Source organism: Cereibacter ovatus (assembly GCF_900207575.1).
Taxonomy (GTDB): Bacteria; Pseudomonadota; Alphaproteobacteria; order Rhodobacterales; family Rhodobacteraceae; genus Cereibacter_A; species Cereibacter_A ovatus.
The window spans coordinates 1-17,739 of record NZ_OAOQ01000006.1 but is presented as its reverse complement, the minus strand read 5'-3'; the positions used below and the strand labels follow the sequence as shown (position 1 = coordinate 17,739).

Genomic DNA, 17,739 nt, shown 5'->3' with positions numbered 1-17,739 from the left:
GGCAAACCTCGGGTGATGGTCGGCGACAATCTAGACCCGTGACGCGGGCGGCACAACCGCCTGCGCCCAAATGCCCCTGCCGCCCACGGCTGTGTCAGTTGGTGTCGTTCTGCGCCACGGTGGTGTAGCGTGCCAGATCGGTGTCGCGCGAAAGGTCCGCCACAGCGTATTTCCCGGTCAGCGCCTCGGGCGAAAGCGGAACGTTCTTCACCACCTGCGCCCCGGGTGCCGCCGGACCATAGGTCTGGCCATTCACCGCGAAATAGACCGAGCCCGAATTGCCGGCCCGCAGCAGCGGCGCCTGTTCCATCTGCGGCACGCTGTAGCGTTCGCCCGCGTTCAGGATCTTCTCGAACAGAACGGTTCCGTCGGCGGCCTGCACCCGGACCCAGGACGGGCGGACGGCCAGAAGCTCCAACGACGGGGGCGCCGCTTCGGCCACCTGAACGGCCGCCTCGACGACCTCGGCCGCGGACGGGGCGGCAGATTCCATCTGAAGGCTGGCCTGCTGCACGCCCTCGGGGCGGCGCGGGTCGATTGCCGCGATGGGTCCATCACGCGACACCAGCACCGGCACATCCAGCGCCTGTGCCTGCGGACGGTACAGCCGGCCCATCAGATCCGGGTGCTGGGCCGGATCGGCTTCTGCCAGTTCAAGTTCCGTCGAGGCCGGCGCGGAGCGAACCAAGGGCGCGACGCCGGTGACATTGCCCAGCGGATCGATCTCGGCCACGACACGGGGGGCCTGATCCACCGGCGCCACCTGAACGCGCTGCACCTGTTGCAGCACGGACCAGCCGCCGTAGCCAATCCCGCCGATCAGCGCCAGAAGCACCGCGACAGACCCGACGGCCCCCGGCTCGATGTTGTTCAGGAAACTTTCGCCGCGCGGGATGAACAGCGCGTTGGGGTCGGCAAACGGATCGCGCAGTTCGGATGCCGGGCGACCGGGGCTGTCGCGCCGGACGCTGGAAACCGAGACTTCCATCCCGTGCATGGTGGTGAAATTCGCCTCGACGCAAAAGCGCCGGAACGCTTCGTCCGGGTCCATGCCCAGATAGCGCGCATAAGAGCGCACATAGCCGGCGATGAAGCCCTGAGTCTCGAACGCCGACACATCGGCATTCTCGATCGCGGCGATATAGGTCGCCTTGATCTTCAACTCGCGCTGGACGTCCAGAAGCGATTTGCCAAGCGTCGCACGCTCGCCTCGCATCAGATCGCCCAGCCGGATCTCGAAATCATCAAACCCTTTGGGTTTATCGACTTCGGCCGTCGAAGGTTGAGTCCTCCGCCAGATCATGCGTTTTGCCCGTCCCTGCCCCGTTTCACCCGCGCCGGTTTCTACGCCGACTCAAGGATGCCCTGTATCGAAAGAACTAACACAGGGCAGAGACCTTTGCATCCGCAGAAGAGATCAGGCCACGACCTCGGCGCGATTCAGCGCACAGTGCTGCCACAGCACATCCATCGCCTTCACCAGATCGTCGATCATGGCCGAATCATGCACCGGCGAGGGCGTGAAGCGCAGACGCTCGGTCCCGCGCGGCACCGTCGGGAAGTTGATCGGCTGCACATAGATGCCGAAATGTTCCAACAGCATGTCCGAGATCATCTTGCAGTGCACCGGATCGCCGACGTGAACCGGCACGATATGCGAGCCGTGATCGATGATCGGCAGGCCAAGGCCCTTCAGCCGCATCTTCAGGATCTTCGCCGAGGTCTGGTGCTTTTCGCGCAGTTCGACATCGCCCTTCAGATGCCGGACCGAGGCCGCGGCACCGGCCGCCACCACCGGCGGCAGCGAGGTCGAGAAGATGAAGCCCGGCGCGTAAGACCGCACGGCGTCACACAATTTCGCCGAAGCGGCGATATAGCCACCGAACACGCCGTAGGCTTTGCCCAGCGTGCCGTTGATGATGTCGATCCGATCCATCAGGTTGTCGCGCTCGGCCACGCCGCCGCCGCGCGGGCCATACATGCCGACCGCGTGAACCTCGTCGATGTATTTCAGCGCGCCAAACTCATCCGCGATGTCGCAGATTTCCTTGATGCGGCCAAAGTCGCCATCCATCGAATAGACCGACTCGAAGGCCACAAGGATCGGCCGCCCCTTCAGGCCGGTCAGGATGCGACGCAGATCATCCAGATCATTGTGTTTGAAGATGTGCTTCTCGGTGCCCGAACGGCGGATGCCTTCGATCATCGAGGCGTGGTTCAGCTTGTCCGAGACGATCACCAGCCCGGGGATCAGAACCGGCAGCGTCGAAAGCGTGGCATCGTTGGCGATATAGGCCGACGAGAACACCAGCGCCGCTTCCTTGCCGTGCAGGTCGGCCAGCTCGGCCTCAAGCCGCTTGTGGTAGACCGTGGTGCCCGAAATGTTGCGGGTGCCGCCCGACCCTGCGCCGGTCGCGTCCAGCGCCTCGTGCATGGCCTGCAACACCACCGGATGCTGGCCCATGCCAAGATAGTCGTTGCCGCACCAGACGACGATTTCCTTTTCGCTGCCGTCCGGCTTGCGCCACAGGGCTTTCGGATAGGCACCCTTGCGCCGCTCGATATCGATGAAGGTCCGGTACCGACCTTCGGTATGGAGCCGGTTCAGCGCAGTGTCGAATGCCTGGTTATAGTCCATCTGTGTCTCCCTGACGCCCGGACTGGCGGGCAAGCTGGGTTGCGATGTTGAGGTTTTGTCGGGCCGCGACCTTGATGCGGATCAAATGCTCTGGCCAAATCCTAAATCTTGAACCGGCCTATTTGAAACCCGTTCCTTCGTCCCTGCGTCAATCGGCCACCGCGATCGCACAGTCTTGCGCGCCGGATGCCGCACAGGCCGACAGCGCCGCATCGGCCGCGCCCTCGCCCTTGCCCAGCCCCCAACGCCCCGTCAGGGCCGAAACGGCCAGCGCCCGCGCCCCCCGCGTCCCGTAATCGTCGCGCAACCCCTTTGTCGCATCCGCTGACAGGCTGATCGGCCGCGGCTCCCATCCGGCAGGGCGGATGTGGGCCACGATCTCGCAGGGGCGCTTGCCCTTGCGCTTGGCCTCGCAGGCCGCCCGCGCCGCGTCCGAGGCCGCGGTCACATCATGGTGATTGGCGGCAGCCACCGTGGCCTCGGAGGCCAGGCCCTCGTCGGGCGAAACCGCGACGGCACCGTAATAGGGCTGCTCGGCCACCACCATCTTCAGGATCTTCACATCGTTCTCGGTCAGAAAATCCACCGGCACGATCGCAACTTCGGCCTTGGCGGGGGGAAAGACCGCCCGTTTGGCCTCGGCCCCGCCGATCGGCTCGGCAAAAGCCACCCCGGACAGGGAAAGGCTGCAAGCTGCAAGGATCGCCAGACGCATCGAAGGCTCCGCAAGAAATAGGCTTTTGCAGGTTTCTTAGCGCATCGGCGCGGCTCTGGACAGTCCCGGCGTGGCTGCTAGGCTCTGGCCGCCATCAGAAAAAGGACATCAAGATGACGCTCGACGCGGTGCTCTCCCGGATCGATACCACGCTGCCTGAATCCGTGGACCGGCTGATGGCGCTTCTGCGCATCCCGTCGATCTCGACCGATCCGGCCCATGCCGCCGATTGCGACCGGGCCGCCGACTGGCTGGTGACGGAATTGCAGGATCTGGGGTTCGAGGCCTCGAAACGCCCGACGCCCGGGCATCCGATGGTGGTGGCACAGGGCAAGGGCCCCGGCCCGCATCTGCTGTTTTATGGCCACTATGACGTGCAGCCGGTCGATCCGCTGACGCTGTGGGACCGCAACCCGTTCGACCCGGAACTTCAGGACACACCGCAGGGCCGCGTGATCCGCGCCCGCGGCGCCTCTGACGACAAGGGCCAGCTGATGACATTTCTGGAAGCCTGCCGGGCATGGAAGACCGAACACGGCAGCCTTCCCTGCCGGCTGACGATCTTCCTTGAAGGCGAGGAGGAATCGGGCTCGCCCTCTCTCGTGCCCTTCATGCAGGAAAACGCGGCCGAGCTTTCCGCCGACCTCGCGCTGATCTGCGACACGGGGCTGTTCGAATCGCGCACCCCCGCCATCGTCACCCGCCTGCGCGGCCTGCTGGGCGAGGAACTGACAATCCGCGGCCCGGCCAAGGATCTGCACTCGGGCATGTATGGCGGCATCGCGATCAACCCGGTCCGGGTGCTGACGCGCATCCTGGCCAGCCTGCATGACGACACCGGCCGCGTCACCCTGCCCGGCTTTTACGACGGCGTGACCGAACTGCCCGAAGACATCCGCGCCCAGTGGCAGGGGCTGGCCTTCGACCATGCCCGCTTCCTGGCCGAGGTCGGCCTGTCACAGCCCGCCGGCGAACAGGACCGCACACCGCTGGAAATGATCTGGTCGCGCCCGACCTGCGAGATCAACGGCATCTGGGGCGGCTATACCGGCGAAGGCTTCAAGACCGTTCTTCCGGCCGAAGCCCATGCCAAGGTCAGCTTCCGCCTTGTGGGCGAACAAGACCCCCATACGATCCGCGAGGCGTTCCGCGCCCATGTCCGCGCTCAATTGCCACCCGACTGCACGGCCGAATTTCATGGCCACGGCAATTCCCGCGCAGGCCACATGCAAACCACCCACCCGGCCTTCGAACAGGCCCGCGCGGCTCTGACCGAGGAATGGGGCCTCTCGGCGGCCTATGTCGGCTGCGGCGGCTCGATCCCGGTTGCGGGATTCTTCCAGACCATTCTGGGCATGGATGCGATGCTGGTGGGCTTTGGCAAGGACACCGACCAGATCCACTCGCCGAACGAGAAATACGACCTCGAAAGCTTCCATAAAGGCGTCCGATCCTGGGCGCGATTCCTTGCCCGGGTCGCAGCATGAGCCTCACGATCCGCACCGCGGAGGCGGCCGACGAGGCCGCCTTCCGCACGCTCTGGCAGGGCTACCTCGACTTCTTCCGCACCACCCTCGCTCCCGGGATCACCGACACCACCTGGGCGCGCATCCTTGATCCGGCCTCGCCGCTGACCGCGCGCCTCGCAGTGACAGGCGACGGCGTCCGCGGCTTCGCGCTGCACCACACCCATCTCAGCACATGGAGCATCGCCCCCGACTGCACCCTCGAAGACCTCTTCATCGCCCCCGAAACCCGCGGCCAGGGCATCGGCCGCGCCCTGATCGACGACCTGATCAGCCTTTGCCGACAGAACGGCTGGCCCCGCCTCTACTGGCACACCCATGAAACCAACGCGACCGCCCGCCGCCTCTACAACCGCTACAGCCAGGCCGACGGCTTTGTGCGCTACCGAATCCCGCTCTGACCGGCGGCGCACACCTCCCAGGCCCCCACCAAAACCACATGGCCAACCGGGGTATCCCGCGGCGGCAACCCGCCTCGCCCGTTTCATTCTGGCAAAAATATCCTCGGGGGAATCGGCCCGTCAGGGCCGATGGGGGCAGAAAGCCCCCGCAACGACAACAACCAGAAACAGGCTGGCTATGCTGAAAGAGATTTGGGAAACAGGACAAGAATGGCGCGGTTGACGGGGCTCGAACCCGCGACCCCCGGCGTGACAGGCCGGTACTCTAACCGACTGAGCTACAACCGCGCGATCTTTTCACGTTCGACGGCAGCGGACGGTGGCGCGGTTGACGGGGCTCGAACCCGCGACCCCCGGCGTGACAGGCCGGTACTCTAACCGACTGAGCTACAACCGCGTGCGCCGTCCGGTCTGCCGCCGAACGTGAGGCGGGTATTACGCAGCCTCTCGGGCGGCGTCAAGCGCCCGCCGCGGAAAAAAGTGAAAGCCCTGCATCAAGCCCCGCGCCCAGGCCGCGATCCCGCCACGGGATCCAGGCCCAGGCTTCCCGCGCGGCGCCCTTGCCGCAGGCCCCTCCTTCACAGGGCCAGCCCGGGATCGCACGGCGCCCTTTCCGCAGGCCAACCACGAGGCCCCATCGCTCTGAATCCCCCAAGCCCTCTTGCACGGCGCCCCCTCGCCGCCTATGGCAAGCCATGACCCAGCACGACCGTCTCCTCATCATCGATTTCGGGTCGCAGGTGACCCAGCTCATCGCGCGCCGCCTGCGCGAGCTGAACGTCTACTGCGAGATCCACCCTTATCAGAACGTGACCGAAGCCTTCCTGCAGGGCTTCGCTCCGAAGGCCGTGATCTTCTCCGGCGGGCCTTCCTCTGTCTTTGCCGAGGGCGCGCCGATGCCGCCCGCAGCCGTCTTCACCCTTGGCGTGCCGATTCTCGGCATCTGCTACGGCCAGCAGGTGATGATGCATTGCCTTGGCGGCAAGGTCGAACGCGGCCACGGCACCGCCGAATTCGGCCGCGCCTTCGTGACCCCGGCCGGGGGTCGCCTTGCCATTCTTGACGGCTGGTTCGACGACGGCCGCGAACAGGTCTGGATGAGCCATGGCGACCATGTCTCGCAGATTGCGCCAGGCTTTCAGGTGTTCGGCACCTCGCCCAACGCGCCTTTCGCCATCACCGCCGATCCTGCGCGCCACTTCTATGCCGTCCAGTTCCACCCCGAGGTGCATCACACCCCCAAGGGTGCGAAACTCTACGAAAATTTCGTCCGCCTCGCAGGGTTCAAGGGCGATTGGACCATGGGCGCCTACCGCGAAGAGGCGATTGCCAAGATCCGTGCGCAGGTGGGCGATGCCAAGGTGATCTGCGGACTGTCGGGCGGCGTCGATTCGTCGGTGGCCGCGGTGCTGATCCATGAGGCGATCGGCGACCAGTTGACCTGCGTCTTCGTCGACCACGGCCTTCTACGGCAGGGCGAGGCCGAACAGGTCGTCACCATGTTCCGCGACAACTACAACATGGCGCTGATTCACGCGGACGAATCCGAACTGTTCCTTGGCGCGCTGGAAGGCGTCAGCGACCCGGAAGTGAAGCGCAAGACCATCGGCCGGCTGTTCATCGACGTGTTCCAGAAACACGCGGCCGACGTGGGCGGCGCCACGTTCCTTGCGCAGGGCACTCTTTACCCCGACGTGATCGAATCGGTCAGCTTCTCGGGCGGACCCTCGGTCACCATCAAGTCGCATCACAACGTGGGCGGCCTGCCGGAAAAGATGGGCCTGAAACTGGTCGAGCCGCTGCGCGAACTGTTCAAGGATGAGGTCCGCGCGCTTGGCCGCGAACTTGGCCTGCCCGACAGCTTCATCGGCCGCCATCCCTTCCCCGGCCCCGGCCTTGCGATCCGTTGCCCGGGCGAGATCACCCGCGACAAGCTGGAAATCCTGCGCCGCGCAGATGCGGTCTATATCGACCAGATCCGCCGCCACGGGCTTTATGACGAGATCTGGCAGGCGTTCGTCGCGCTCTTGCCGGTGCGCACCGTGGGCGTGATGGGGGATGGGCGCACCTACGATTACGCCTGCGCCCTGCGTGCGGTGACAAGCGTCGACGGCATGACCGCCGACTATTACCCCTTCACCCACGACTTCCTGGGCGAGACCGCCACGCGGATCATCAACGAGGTGCCGGGCATCAACCGGGTGACCTACGACATCACCTCGAAGCCCCCGGGCACGATCGAATGGGAATGACCGGCCAGTACCGACCGGCAAGCTGATCCCCCCTCGCGTCGGTCCGAAAGGGCCGGCGCGTAACCGCGGCGGCGGCCCTTTATGGCGTGCCGCCGCAGCAACACGCGCGCCACAAGATCGACAAGCGCCGCGCGGTCCCCAAGCACCCATCCGATGGCTTCGCTTCATCCGCAGCAAGGACGCGGTCCTGTTGCCAAGGGCGGCGCGGCCTCCTGCATCCATCCGATGACTTGCACCCGTAGCGGCAGGCACGCCATCGTTTGGCCAAGGGCGGCGCGCGCCCATGGCTCTGACGGCTTTCGGACATCGGCGACACGATCCCGGCCGGCCTTCAGTCTGGACATCCGCCGCCCTCCGGGTCAGAACGCGGCTTTCCCCGAAAGAGTGTCCGCAACATGCCCCTTTCCCGGACCCCGATTGCTGCCACCCTCTGGATGGGCGGCGCCATCGTTTCGTTCTCGGCCATGGCGGTCGCGGGGCGCATGGTCTCGGGGCAGCATGACACGTTCGAGATCATGGCCTGGCGGTCCCTGGTGGGGCTGGCGGTGGTGCTGGTCTGGGCCGCAACCGCGAACCGGCTGGCCGAGATCCGCACCCGGCGACTGAAGGGGCACCTGCTGCGCAACCTGTGCCATTTCACCGGGCAGAACCTGTGGTTCTGGGCGCTGGGGATCATCCCCTTGGCGCAGGTGATCGCGCTGGAATTCACCTCGCCGATCTGGGTGATCCTGCTGTCGCCACTGCTGCTGGGCGAACGCATCACGCTGGTGCGGGCGGTCTCGACCGTGCTGGGGTTTGCGGGCATCCTGATTGTCGCGAGGCCGGATTTCGGCCAGATCGATCTTGGCGTGCTGGCGGCCGCGGGTTCGGCTGTCTTCTTTGCCGGCTCGATCATCCTGACCAAGCGGCTGACCCGACACGACGGCATCGTGGCGATCATGTTCTGGCTGACGCTGATCCAGTCGGCGCTGGGGATCCTTTGCACCTTCGCCGATGGCCAGACCACCTGGCCCACGCCGACCTCGGCCGGGTGGCTGGTTCTGATCGGGCTTTCGGGGCTGGCTGCGCATCTGTGCCTGACGCAGGCGCTGTCGCTCGCCTCGGCGGGGTTCGTGGTGACGGTGGATTTCCTGCGCCTGCCGGTATTCGCGATCCTTGGCATGGCGCTGTTTTCCGAACCGCTCGACGCGCTGGTGATCCTTGGCGGGGGCGTCATCCTGCTGGCGAACTGGATCAGCATCCGCGCCGCGAAAGCGGCGCCGCGGCCACAGGACGCAAGGTGACGCCCCCCTTCCGCGGCGTCAGAGATTGACCGAAGCCGGGCCGCCCTGAAAGATGCCAGCCAATAAGGCGAGGGGAGGAATGCCAATGAAAAAAATCATTCTGGCGCTGGGGGGGCTTGCACTTGGCGCCGGCAGTGCCGCTGCGGGCGACATCGAACGATCGCAGCAAAGTGTAGGTATCCTGTTCGAGAAAGGCCGCTATGCGGAGTTGAGCTTCGGGTTTGTGAATCCGGATGTCACTGGCGTCATCAAGGGCTCGCCTTTCGAGTCGCAAGGCATGGCCGGCAATTTCAACATCGCCTCTTTCTCTTACAAGCAGGCCATCGGCCCCAACATGGATGTCGCGCTGATTCTGGATCAGCCGATCGGCGCCGACGTGGATTATCCCGCCGATGCGTTCTATCCGTTGGCGGGCACCACGGCAAAACTGCGGTCCAAGGCTGTCACCGGCCTTGTGCGCTACAAATTCGAGAACAATGTTTCGGTCTATGGCGGCCTGCGCGCCGAGACGGTCGAGGGCCAGGCGAATATCCTTGTCCCGGGCGCCGCCTACCTGCTGAAAGCCGATGGCGACTGGAACTTGGGCTATGTCGTGGGCGTGGCATGGGAAAAGCCTGAAATCGCCGCCCGCGTGGCGCTGACCTACAATTCCGCCATCGATCACGAAATGTCGAACAGCGAAAGCATCAACGGCTTTACCCCGCCGGACAATCCGACCTCGTTCGAGACCACGGTGCCGCAATCAATCAGCCTTGAAGCCCAGACCGGTATTGCCAAGGACACGCTGCTGTTCGGCTCGATCCGCTGGGTGGACTGGACGGAATTCGTGATCGCGCCGCCGCTTTACGAAAGCCTTGCCGCCTTCGGCAATGAACCCATCGTCTATTACGACTCGGACCGGATCACCTACACGCTGGGTCTGGGGCGCAAGTTCAACGACAACTGGTCGGGCGCGGTCACCGTCTCGTATGAGCCGTCAAATGGCGATCCGACCGGCAACCTTGGGCCGAACGACGGCTACCGCTCGATCGGGCTTGGGGCGACCTATACCGAAGGCCCGATGAAGATTACCGGCGGCATCCGCTATGTCGAACTTGGCAACGCCACCACACGCCGGGTCGGCGCCCGATTCGAGGATAACGACGCGATCGCCGTGGGCGTCCGGATCGGCTATTCCTTCTGATCCGGCCGGCGCCGGGGCATCCGGCGCCGCGCAGCGCCCCGCCGTCGCAGCCGCCAGTTTTCGCGTGAACTGGCCCGCGCCCCGCGCTAACAGGGGCGCAATCCGAGGCAGGGGACGCAAGGCATGATCTACAGATCCGGGGCGGAATGGCGCGAGGCGCAGGCCAAGCGGGTGCTGCTGTTCGGTATGTCCGGGCTGGGGAAAACCCATGTCTCGAACCTGTTGCGCGACAACGGCGAGTGGTTCCATTACTCGGTCGATTACCGCATCGGCACCCGCTACATGGGCGAACATATCGCCGACAACTTCAAGCGCGAGGCGATGAAGGTGCCGTTCCTGCGCGAACTGCTGCGCACCGACTCGGTCTATATCGGCTCGAACATCACCTTCAACAATCTCGCACCGCTTTCGACCTATCTGGGCAAGCCGGGCAATCCCGATCTGGGCGGCCTGCGGTTCTCGGATTATCTGGAACGGCAGGCCCAGCACCGCGAGGCCGAGGTGGCGGCGCTGCACGATACCCAGCGGTTCATCCGCAGGGCGCAGGAAATCTACGGCTACCAGAATTTCGTCTGCGACTCGGGCGGCTCGATCTGCGAGGTGGTGGACCCCGACAATCCGAACGATCCGCTGATGTCGGATCTGGCCGGCAACCTGCTGATGGTCTGGATCAAGGGGTCAGAGGCCCATACCGACGAGCTGATCCGCCGTTTCGACAAAGCGCCGAAGCCGATGTATTATCAGCCGGCCTTCCTGCACCATGCCTGGGCCGACTACCGCGCCGAGACCGGCCAGCCCGAGGAACAGGTAAACCCCGACGCCTTCATCCGCTGGACCTATGCCCGCGCGCTGGCCCACCGCCAGCCGCGCTATCAGGCGATGGCGCGCTGGGGCGTGACGGTAACCGCCGAAGAGGTGGCCCAGGCCCGGACCGCCGAAGCCTTCGTCGAGTTGATCGCCCACGCGCTGGACAGGCGCCCCGCCGGGGCCTAGACAGATCCTTCGCCAGAGAGACGACGCCATGCCCATCACCCTGCCCGCCACCCTGCCCGCCTTTGACGTGCTGACGCGCGAAGGGGTGATGGTGATGTCGCCGGAACGGGCGGCGCGGCAGGACATCCGGCCGCTGCGGATCGGGCTTCTGAACCTGATGCCGAAGAAGATCCAGACCGAAAACCAGTTCGCGCGTCTGATCGGGGCCACGCCGTTGCAGATCGACTTTCAGTTGATCCGCATGACCGAACATCAGACCAAGAACACCGCGGCCGAACACATGGCCGCCTTCTACCGCCCCTTCCAGGAGGTGAAGGCGGAAAAATTCGACGGGCTGATCGTCACCGGCGCGCCGATCGAGCATCTGGATTTTGCCGACGTCACCTACTGGGACGAGCTGCGCGAGGTGATGGACTGGACCCAGACCCATGTCCATTCCACCTTCGGCGTCTGCTGGGGTGGCATGGCGATGATCTACCATTTTCATGGCGTGCAGAAACACATGCTGCCCGCCAAGGCCTTCGGCTGCTTCCGCCACCGGAATGTGGTGCCGACCTCGCCCTATCTGCGCGGCTTTTCCGACGATTGCGTGATCCCCGTCAGCCGCTGGACCGAGATGCGCCAGGATGAGATCGACACCGCACCCGGCCTGCGCACACTGCTGGCATCGGACGAGGTCGGCCCCTGTCTGGTCGAGGATACAGACCACCGCGCGCTATATATCTTCAACCATTTCGAATATGACAGCGACACTCTGAAACAGGAATACGATCGCGACGTGGCAGCCGGCAAGGCGATCAACGTGCCGCGGAACTACTACCCCGACGACGATCCGTCGAAACCGCCGCTGAACCGCTGGAGAAGTCACGCGCACCTTCTATATGGGAACTGGATCAACGAGATCTATCAGTCCACCCCATATGACAGTGCAGAGATTGGCCGTTAGCGTCATCATCGCCGGAACTCTTGCCCTTGGGGGCTGCGGCGCGGCGGTCGCCAAGCGGGCCGCCGACCGCGAGGCGGTGGCCGAAGCCTCTTATCCGCCGACAGGGCGGCTGCTGAGGGTGGACGGCCGCAGCATCCACGCCCATGTCGAAGGCCATGGCCCCGACCTTGTGCTGATCCATGGCGCCTCGGGATCGACCCGCGACTTCACCTTTTCCTTCGTGGACCGGATGAAGGGCCGCTATCGCGTGATCGCCTTTGACCGGCCCGGTCTGGGCTGGTCTGAGCCGCTTGGGGCCGAGGGCACAAGCCCGCTGGTTCAGGCCGATCTGCTGCGCAAGGCGGCAGCGCAACTGGGTGTTCACCGGCCGGTCGTGCTGGGCCATTCCTACGGCGGCGCGGTGGCGCTGGCCTGGGGCCTGCGCGATCCGGGCGGCACCGCGGCCATCGTCACCGTCTCGGGGGCGGCGATGCCCTGGCCCGGCGGGTTGGGCCCGGTCTATGCGATGACGGCCTCGGGTCTGGGGCAGCGGGCGTTGGTTCCGCTGGTATCGGCCTTTGTTTCAGAGGCCCGCGCCGACCGGGTGGTGGCGCAGATCTTCGCGCCACAGACCCCACCGGCAGGCTATTCTGAATACTTCGGCGTGGGTCTCTCGCTGCGTCGCGACACCTTTCGCGAAAACACGCGGCAGGTGAACGGGCTGAAGCCGCACCTGCGACTGATGCAAGCGCATTATCCCCGACTGCCGATGCCGGTCGAGATCCTGCATGGCGATGCCGACACCATCGTGCCCCACCACATTCACGCTGAACCGCTGGCAAAACTGGTGCCGGGGGCTACGTTGACCATCCTTCCCGGCATCGGCCACATGCCACACCATTCCGCCCCCGATGCGGTCGCGGCCGCGATCGACCGCGCCGCCCACCGCGCCGGATTGCGCTGACCGCGCGCTTCGCCATACTGGCCCCAGCCAAGGAGAAGCCGATGTCCAGCCCTGCCGCCACCACCGTCGCACCCGACCGGGGATGAGCAAGCGCGGCTATCACCACGGCAATCTGCGGCAGGCGCTGGTCGAGGCGGCGCTGGCGCTGATCGCGGAAAAGGGTCCGCAGGGGTTCACTCTGTCCGAAGCCGCCAAGGCCGCCGACGTAACCCCGGCCGCGGTCTACCGCCATTTCGCCGGCCGGGACGAGCTGATGGCCGAAGTGGCGCGTCAGGGCTATGACATCTTCGCCGCGCTGATGGATTACGCCTATGATTCCGGCCGACCCTCGGCGCTTGCGGCGTTCGAGGCGACGGGGCGGGCCTATCTGGCCTTTGCCCGGAAATATCCCGGCCACTACATGGCGATGTTCGAAAGCGGGATCTCGCTTCAGGCCAATCCCGATCTGGCGGCAGCGGCACAGAAGGCGCGCGACGTGCTGGAACGGGCGGCGGCGCAACTGTCGCAGCACATCCCGCCCGCGAAACGCCCACCGGCCGCGATGTTCTCGGCCCATATCTGGGCGCTGAGTCACGGGGTTGTCGAACTGTTCGCCCGCGGCGAGCCGGGGGCGAAATCGCCCTTCGCGCCGGAAGACCTGCTGGAAGCAGGCATCGGGATCTATCTGCGCGGGCTAGGCCTGTTGCCGCAGGACGCCTGACGCCCCCTGTCCCGCGGGGTGCCTGCGGGAAACAGGCAAACCCGCGCGCTGTGGCCCGCCCCTTTCCATGGCCGACACCCGCACAGGGCTGGCAAGGATGCGTGTCGCCGGACCTTAGCGGAACAGCACCACGGCCCCCGGACTCCAGGCGATGCGGGCGCGGGCGCCGATGTCCAGCACCGGCCGGCCAAAGACGTTGCGCATCGAGATACGGATCGGCGCCTCGGTCCCATCAAGGCGGACGTCATAATAGGTCATGTCGCCGAAATAAACCACCTCGTCGATGGTGCCCATCGCTTCACGCTCGGCCTTCTGGCCCTCGAACAGGATGGTGGCGGTTTCGGGGCGGAAGCCCGCGGTCGTCCCCGTCCCCGAGGCCGCACCCGGCGCCTGCGAGGCATCCAGCAGCATCCGGCCAAGCCCTTGGGCCTCGACCTCAATGCCTTGCGCGTCCTCACGCAGGATACGCGCCGACAGGAAGTTCATCGTGCCGATGAAATCCGCCACCTTGCGCGAGGTCGGCCGACGATACAGCGTTTCGGGATCGGCCAGTTGCGCGATCTCGCCCTCGAACATGACGGCGATCCGGTCGGACATGACCAGCGCCTCTTCCTGATCGTGGGTCACAAGGATGAAGGTGATCCCCACCTGCCGTTGCAGCTTGATCAGTTCGACCTGCATCTGTTCGCGCATCTTCTTGTCCAGCGCCGACAGCGGCTCGTCCAGCAGCAGCACCTTGGGCTTCAGGATCAGCGCGCGGGCCAGCGCCACGCGCTGCCGCTGCCCACCCGACAGCGCATGGGCCGCCCGTGCGCCAAGCCCGCGCAGCCCTACCATTTCCAGCGCCTCACCGACGCGGCGGGTCAGTTCCTCTTTCGGAAGCCGCGCGCGGCGCAGGCCAAAGCCCACATTCTCGGCCACCGTCAGATGCGGGAAAATGGCATAGCTCTGGAACACCATGTTGGTGGGCCGCTTGTTCGCGGGCACCCCTTCCATGTTGCGCCCGTCGATCATCACGGCGCCCGACGAGATTTCCTCGAACCCCGCGATGGTGCGCAAAAGCGTGGTCTTGCCGCAGCCTGACGGCCCCAGAAGCGAGAAGAACTCGCCTGCGCGGATGGTCGCGGTGATGCCGCGCAGCGCGTGATAATCGCCGTAATATTTGTGGACGTCGCGGAACTCGATCATCGTGGGTTTCGCGGCAACGGTCACAGGAAGCCTCCGGTATCCTTGGCACCGGACCGGGCAAGACCCCTGCGGCGCAAATATTCGGCGATGGTGAGAAGGACGATGGAACAGGCCACCAGCACCGTGCCAAGCGCCATGATGATCGGCACCGACTGCGGGAAGCGGAACTGCGAGAAGATGTAGATCGGCAGCGTGGTCTGCGTGCCGGCCAGGAAGAAGGCGATGATGAACTCGTCAAGGCTGATGGTGAAGGAAATCAGCAAGGACGAGATGATCCCCGGCATCACCAGCGGCAGGATGATGAGACGGAAGGTCGAAAGGCCGGTCTCGCCCAGATCGTAGGCGGCTTCCTCAAGCGAGCGGTCCAGCGACTGAAACGCCGAGGTCAGGATCGCGATGGCAAAGGGCGTGCAGATCAGGACATGGCCCAGGATCACCGTCAGGATCGACAGGTTCACCCCCAGCCCCAGCAACACCACCAGCAGCGAGACCGCGACGATGATCTCGGGCAGGACCAGCGGCAGCATGATCAGCCCCATCACCCCGCCCTTCAGCGGGAATTCGTAACGCGTCGAGGCGCGGGCGGCAAAGATTCCCAGCGCGGTCGAAATCGCCGCCGACGCCGCGGCAATGATCAGGCTGTTCTTCACCGCAAGCCAAAGCGACGGCTGTTCCGCCGCGGCGGCAAACCACTTGGTGGTAAAGCCCGACAGCGGGAAGGCGATCACCGTGCCGTCGTTGAAGGCAAACAGCGGCAAAAGCAGGATCGGGGCGTAAAGAAAGACCAGATACGCCAGCACATAGATGCGGAATCCCCCGCCCTTCATTTCGGCCCCCTCAGGAAGCGACGGTTCAGGAACAGGAAGATCAGGCTGACCACTGTCACGATGGACATGGCCGACACCGCGATGGCCGAGCCCAGCGGATAGTTGTCCAGTTTCAGATACTGAAGCTGGATCAGGTTCGCCACCATCCGCCCCTCGGGTCCGCCGACCAGCGCCGGCGTCACATAATCTCCGATGGTCGGGATGAACACGATCAGCACCGAGGCGATCACCCCCGGCATGGCAAGCGGCAGTGTCACCCGCCAGAAGGTCATCACTTTGGATTCGCCCAGATCCTGCCCCGCTTCCAGCAGCGAGCGGTCGATCTTTTCCAGTGCGACAAAGATCGGCAGGATCGCGAAGGGCGCATAGGCATGGGCCAGCGTGATGACCACCGCATTGACGTTGTAAAGGATGAAGGTCAGCGGCTCGTCGATGATGCCAAGGCCCATCAGCCCGGAATTGACCACACCGTTGAAGCCAAGGATCACCTTCCACAGAAACACCCGGATCAGGTAACTGGTCCAGAACGGGATGGTAATCAGAAACAGCCACAAGGACTTGCGGTCCGGCGCGACATGAAACGACACGAAATAGGCCACCGGGAACGCCAAAAGCACCGTGACCGCCGTCACCGCTGCCGCCACCCAAAGCGATCGCAGCATCACCGAGCGGTAAAGCTCGTTCGTCCAGGCCTCGCGGTAGTTGGCAAAGGTGAAATCGCGGATGATCTCAAGATATCCGTCGGTCAGGAAGCTGTAGAGGATGATCGTGGCCAGCGGCGCCCCAAGCAGCAGGATCGCGTAAAGCGCCGGAGTGCCCACCATAAGGTAGCCCTGCGCCGCCTCAGATCGCCTGAAGCGACCCCACCGCGTTTCCTGCTCCATCTCGCCCCCACTGTGCAAGTGCCCGGACCTTCTGGCACAGGTCAGAGCGCATGAAAAGACTGTCGCCAACGGCAGGCCGGCGCAACGCCCCAAGGTTGAGCAGCGCGGAACGGCAGGAAAACAGGCACCCCCTTGCGCGAACTCCCAAGAAAATTCGCCTTAAATCAGCCAGTTGACGGCTCAATCCCGGTCCTTACCGGCGCGATGCCGGCAAAGATGGCGGATCAGACCGCCACACTCTCGATCGCGATTGCCCGTTTCTTCAGCTCCTGGTAAAGCGCGGGCAGCACCCGGATCTGCCCCACCGCGACCTGCAACGCATCCGACAGCATCTGCGCATCCGCGCTTTCGGGCGCAACGCGCCAGATCAGCCGCCGCGCACCACCATCGTCATAAACGATCTCGGTCGCGCCCTGACGGTTGGTGCGGTAGCCAAGGAACTGGGCACCCCCGTGCGGGGCATGAAAGCCTGCCTGGTGTCCCATGAAGGGCCTCTGTTTCTGTTTGCCGTCTTACGGAACGAATCGTGTCACCCAAGGCAGCATGGGTCAATCCGCGCACAGCGAAGCAACAGGTTGCGCGGCAATCCTGCAACAGGTCAGGCTGCCAGTTCCGACGACGGCGAGGCCACAGACGCACCCGCCGCCTCAAGCTGCGCCAGAGGCACATGGCCAGCCCGATAGCATTGGGCGAGCGGCCATGGATCACCGTATATTCATTAGCTGAGCGAACCAGAACGCGCTCGGTCTCGGCCATGCGGGCGAAGCTCGCGGCCCGCCACTTCGGCCCGCGCCAACCGCGCGGCATGGCGAAAGCCCGGATGGGACGGGTCTTCGGCCAGCCCCACCGGCCGGTCGCCCCGCTGGCAGCACAGCATCACCAAGCCAATGGCACTTCGCCCGCCGTGGATCCCTGCGCTGACGCCCACGGCTCTGGCGCAGGTTCTGGCCCCGCGGGACGAGGTTCCTGCGGCGACAGCGGGCGGGGTCGGGGGCCCTGCCGAAACCGGCGACACGCTGGTCGCGAAGCTTGTGGCACTGGGCGACAACGCCCACCCATGTCTGGCAGATCCTGGCCTCGGACGAGGATCCCGAGACCGGCAACGGCTCGGCGGATCTGGGGCTGGACCACACACCGACGATCGATGCGGCGGCGATCACCCCGGTCACCCGCTGCACCGGGAAACGCTGCAGGACGGTGGTCAGCATGGCCTGCAGCGTCTTCGTCTCGGCCACATTGCCTGGGTGGACGGTGTGCATG

At 65.0% G+C, this 17,739-nt stretch carries 17 protein-coding genes and 2 tRNA genes; 10 read left to right on the top strand and 9 right to left on the bottom strand.

The features are described from left to right. Positions 1-94: 94 nt before the first annotated feature. From CRO07_RS08635 to CRO07_RS08625, 3 genes are all read right to left on the bottom strand, one after another. Complete coding sequence (locus CRO07_RS08635) at positions 95-1,303, bottom strand: helix-turn-helix domain-containing protein (protein ID WP_097030297.1); 1,209 nt, start codon at positions 1,301-1,303, stop codon at positions 95-97. A gap of 114 nt (positions 1,304-1,417) precedes the next feature. After that, a complete protein-coding gene (gene hemA / locus CRO07_RS08630; RefSeq protein WP_097030296.1) occupies positions 1,418-2,638 on the bottom strand; it encodes a 5-aminolevulinate synthase in 1,221 nt (406 codons plus the stop codon). A gap of 148 nt (positions 2,639-2,786) precedes the next feature. After that, entirely contained in the window at positions 2,787-3,353 is a 567-nt protein-coding gene (locus CRO07_RS08625) for a 5-aminolevulic acid synthase (protein WP_097030295.1), read from the bottom strand. Positions 3,354-3,466: 113 nt separating this feature from the next. On the opposite strand from CRO07_RS08625, the gene CRO07_RS08620 reads away from it, so the two are divergent. Both CRO07_RS08620 and CRO07_RS08615 read left to right on the top strand, forming a co-directional pair. Next, on the top strand, positions 3,467-4,840 hold the full coding sequence (locus CRO07_RS08620; RefSeq protein WP_097030294.1) for a M20/M25/M40 family metallo-hydrolase: 1,374 nt from the start codon (positions 3,467-3,469) through the stop codon (positions 4,838-4,840). Beyond that, the gene (locus tag CRO07_RS08615) at positions 4,837-5,280 is read left to right on the top strand and encodes a GNAT family N-acetyltransferase (protein WP_097030293.1); all 444 of its coding nucleotides are present in this window, start codon (positions 4,837-4,839) and stop codon (positions 5,278-5,280) included. Before CRO07_RS08620 ends, CRO07_RS08615 begins: the two co-directional genes overlap by 4 nt. Positions 5,281-5,491: 211 nt before the next feature. On the opposite strand, the gene CRO07_RS08610 is transcribed toward CRO07_RS08615, so the two are convergent. After that, positions 5,492-5,568, bottom strand: a tRNA-Asp gene (locus tag CRO07_RS08610). 32 nt (positions 5,569-5,600) lie between these two features. Next, positions 5,601-5,677: transfer RNA gene (locus CRO07_RS08605), tRNA-Asp, on the bottom strand. 298 nt (positions 5,678-5,975) lie between these two features. Here CRO07_RS08605 and guaA point away from each other — a divergent pair. From guaA to CRO07_RS08570, 7 genes are all read left to right on the top strand, one after another. Continuing rightward, a complete protein-coding gene (gene guaA, locus CRO07_RS08600; RefSeq protein WP_097030292.1) occupies positions 5,976-7,532 on the top strand; it encodes a glutamine-hydrolyzing GMP synthase in 1,557 nt (518 codons plus the stop codon). 395 nt (positions 7,533-7,927) lie between these two features. Continuing rightward, on the top strand, positions 7,928-8,815 hold the full coding sequence (locus tag CRO07_RS08595; RefSeq protein ID WP_097030291.1) for a DMT family transporter: 888 nt from the start codon (positions 7,928-7,930) through the stop codon (positions 8,813-8,815). Between the two features lie 85 nt (positions 8,816-8,900). After that, the gene (locus tag CRO07_RS08590) at positions 8,901-9,998 is read left to right on the top strand and encodes an outer membrane protein transport protein (protein ID WP_176504526.1); all 1,098 of its coding nucleotides are present in this window, start codon (positions 8,901-8,903) and stop codon (positions 9,996-9,998) included. Between the two features lie 123 nt (positions 9,999-10,121). Continuing rightward, positions 10,122-10,991, top strand: coding sequence for an ATPase (locus CRO07_RS08585; protein ID WP_097030289.1), 870 nt, complete (start codon positions 10,122-10,124; stop codon positions 10,989-10,991). A gap of 28 nt (positions 10,992-11,019) precedes the next feature. Then, the gene (gene metA / locus CRO07_RS08580; RefSeq protein ID WP_097030288.1) at positions 11,020-11,937 is read left to right on the top strand and encodes a homoserine O-acetyltransferase MetA; all 918 of its coding nucleotides are present in this window, start codon (positions 11,020-11,022) and stop codon (positions 11,935-11,937) included. Beyond that, a complete protein-coding gene (locus CRO07_RS08575; RefSeq protein WP_176504525.1) occupies positions 11,927-12,880 on the top strand; it encodes an alpha/beta fold hydrolase in 954 nt (317 codons plus the stop codon). Before metA ends, CRO07_RS08575 begins: the two co-directional genes overlap by 11 nt. A gap of 82 nt (positions 12,881-12,962) precedes the next feature. Continuing rightward, positions 12,963-13,580: a TetR/AcrR family transcriptional regulator gene (locus tag CRO07_RS08570; RefSeq protein WP_097030286.1), complete on the top strand. Its 618-nt coding sequence runs from the start codon at positions 12,963-12,965 to the stop codon at positions 13,578-13,580. Positions 13,581-13,694: 114 nt separating this feature from the next. Here CRO07_RS08570 and CRO07_RS08565 read toward each other — a convergent pair whose 3' ends face one another. The 4 genes from CRO07_RS08565 to CRO07_RS08550 form a co-directional block, all read right to left on the bottom strand. Next, positions 13,695-14,792: an ABC transporter ATP-binding protein gene (locus CRO07_RS08565; RefSeq protein WP_097030285.1), complete on the bottom strand. Its 1,098-nt coding sequence runs from the start codon at positions 14,790-14,792 to the stop codon at positions 13,695-13,697. After that, on the bottom strand, positions 14,789-15,595 hold the full coding sequence (locus CRO07_RS08560) for an ABC transporter permease (RefSeq protein ID WP_097030284.1): 807 nt from the start codon (positions 15,593-15,595) through the stop codon (positions 14,789-14,791). The genes CRO07_RS08565 and CRO07_RS08560 overlap by 4 nt, the downstream gene beginning before the upstream one ends. Next, complete coding sequence (locus CRO07_RS08555; RefSeq protein WP_097030283.1) at positions 15,592-16,479, bottom strand: ABC transporter permease; 888 nt, start codon at positions 16,477-16,479, stop codon at positions 15,592-15,594. The genes CRO07_RS08560 and CRO07_RS08555 overlap by 4 nt, the downstream gene beginning before the upstream one ends. A gap of 224 nt (positions 16,480-16,703) precedes the next feature. Beyond that, positions 16,704-16,964: a hypothetical protein gene (locus tag CRO07_RS08550; protein ID WP_097030282.1), complete on the bottom strand. Its 261-nt coding sequence runs from the start codon at positions 16,962-16,964 to the stop codon at positions 16,704-16,706. Positions 16,965-17,508: 544 nt separating this feature from the next. On the opposite strand from CRO07_RS08550, the gene CRO07_RS18885 reads away from it, so the two are divergent. Beyond that, positions 17,509-17,739: hypothetical protein (locus CRO07_RS18885; RefSeq protein WP_204839999.1), on the top strand; the 231-nt coding region annotated here is incomplete at its 3' end.

Bases quoted from the DNA above. Each gene is read 5' to 3' on its own strand.
- CRO07_RS08585 (WP_097030289.1), top strand. From the start codon at position 10,122: ATGATCTACAGATCCGGGGCGGAATGGCGCGAGGCGCAGGCCAAGCGG.
- CRO07_RS08635 (WP_097030297.1), bottom strand. From the start codon at position 1,303: ATGATCTGGCGGAGGACTCAACCTTCGACGGCCGAAGTCGATAAACCC.
- CRO07_RS08590 (WP_176504526.1), top strand. From the start codon at position 8,901: ATGAAAAAAATCATTCTGGCGCTGGGGGGGCTTGCACTTGGCGCCGGC.
- CRO07_RS08560 (WP_097030284.1), bottom strand. From the start codon at position 15,595: ATGAAGGGCGGGGGATTCCGCATCTATGTGCTGGCGTATCTGGTCTTT.
- CRO07_RS08570 (WP_097030286.1), top strand. From the start codon at position 12,963: ATGAGCAAGCGCGGCTATCACCACGGCAATCTGCGGCAGGCGCTGGTC.
- CRO07_RS08615 (WP_097030293.1), top strand. From the start codon at position 4,837: ATGAGCCTCACGATCCGCACCGCGGAGGCGGCCGACGAGGCCGCCTTC.
- CRO07_RS08625 (WP_097030295.1), bottom strand. From the start codon at position 3,353: ATGCGTCTGGCGATCCTTGCAGCTTGCAGCCTTTCCCTGTCCGGGGTG.
- guaA (WP_097030292.1), top strand. From the start codon at position 5,976: ATGACCCAGCACGACCGTCTCCTCATCATCGATTTCGGGTCGCAGGTG.
- CRO07_RS08595 (WP_097030291.1), top strand. From the start codon at position 7,928: ATGCCCCTTTCCCGGACCCCGATTGCTGCCACCCTCTGGATGGGCGGC.
- metA (WP_097030288.1), top strand. From the start codon at position 11,020: ATGCCCATCACCCTGCCCGCCACCCTGCCCGCCTTTGACGTGCTGACG.
- CRO07_RS08555 (WP_097030283.1), bottom strand. From the start codon at position 16,479: ATGGAGCAGGAAACGCGGTGGGGTCGCTTCAGGCGATCTGAGGCGGCG.
- CRO07_RS08550 (WP_097030282.1), bottom strand. From the start codon at position 16,964: ATGGGACACCAGGCAGGCTTTCATGCCCCGCACGGGGGTGCCCAGTTC.
- hemA (WP_097030296.1), bottom strand. From the start codon at position 2,638: ATGGACTATAACCAGGCATTCGACACTGCGCTGAACCGGCTCCATACC.
- CRO07_RS08620 (WP_097030294.1), top strand. From the start codon at position 3,467: ATGACGCTCGACGCGGTGCTCTCCCGGATCGATACCACGCTGCCTGAA.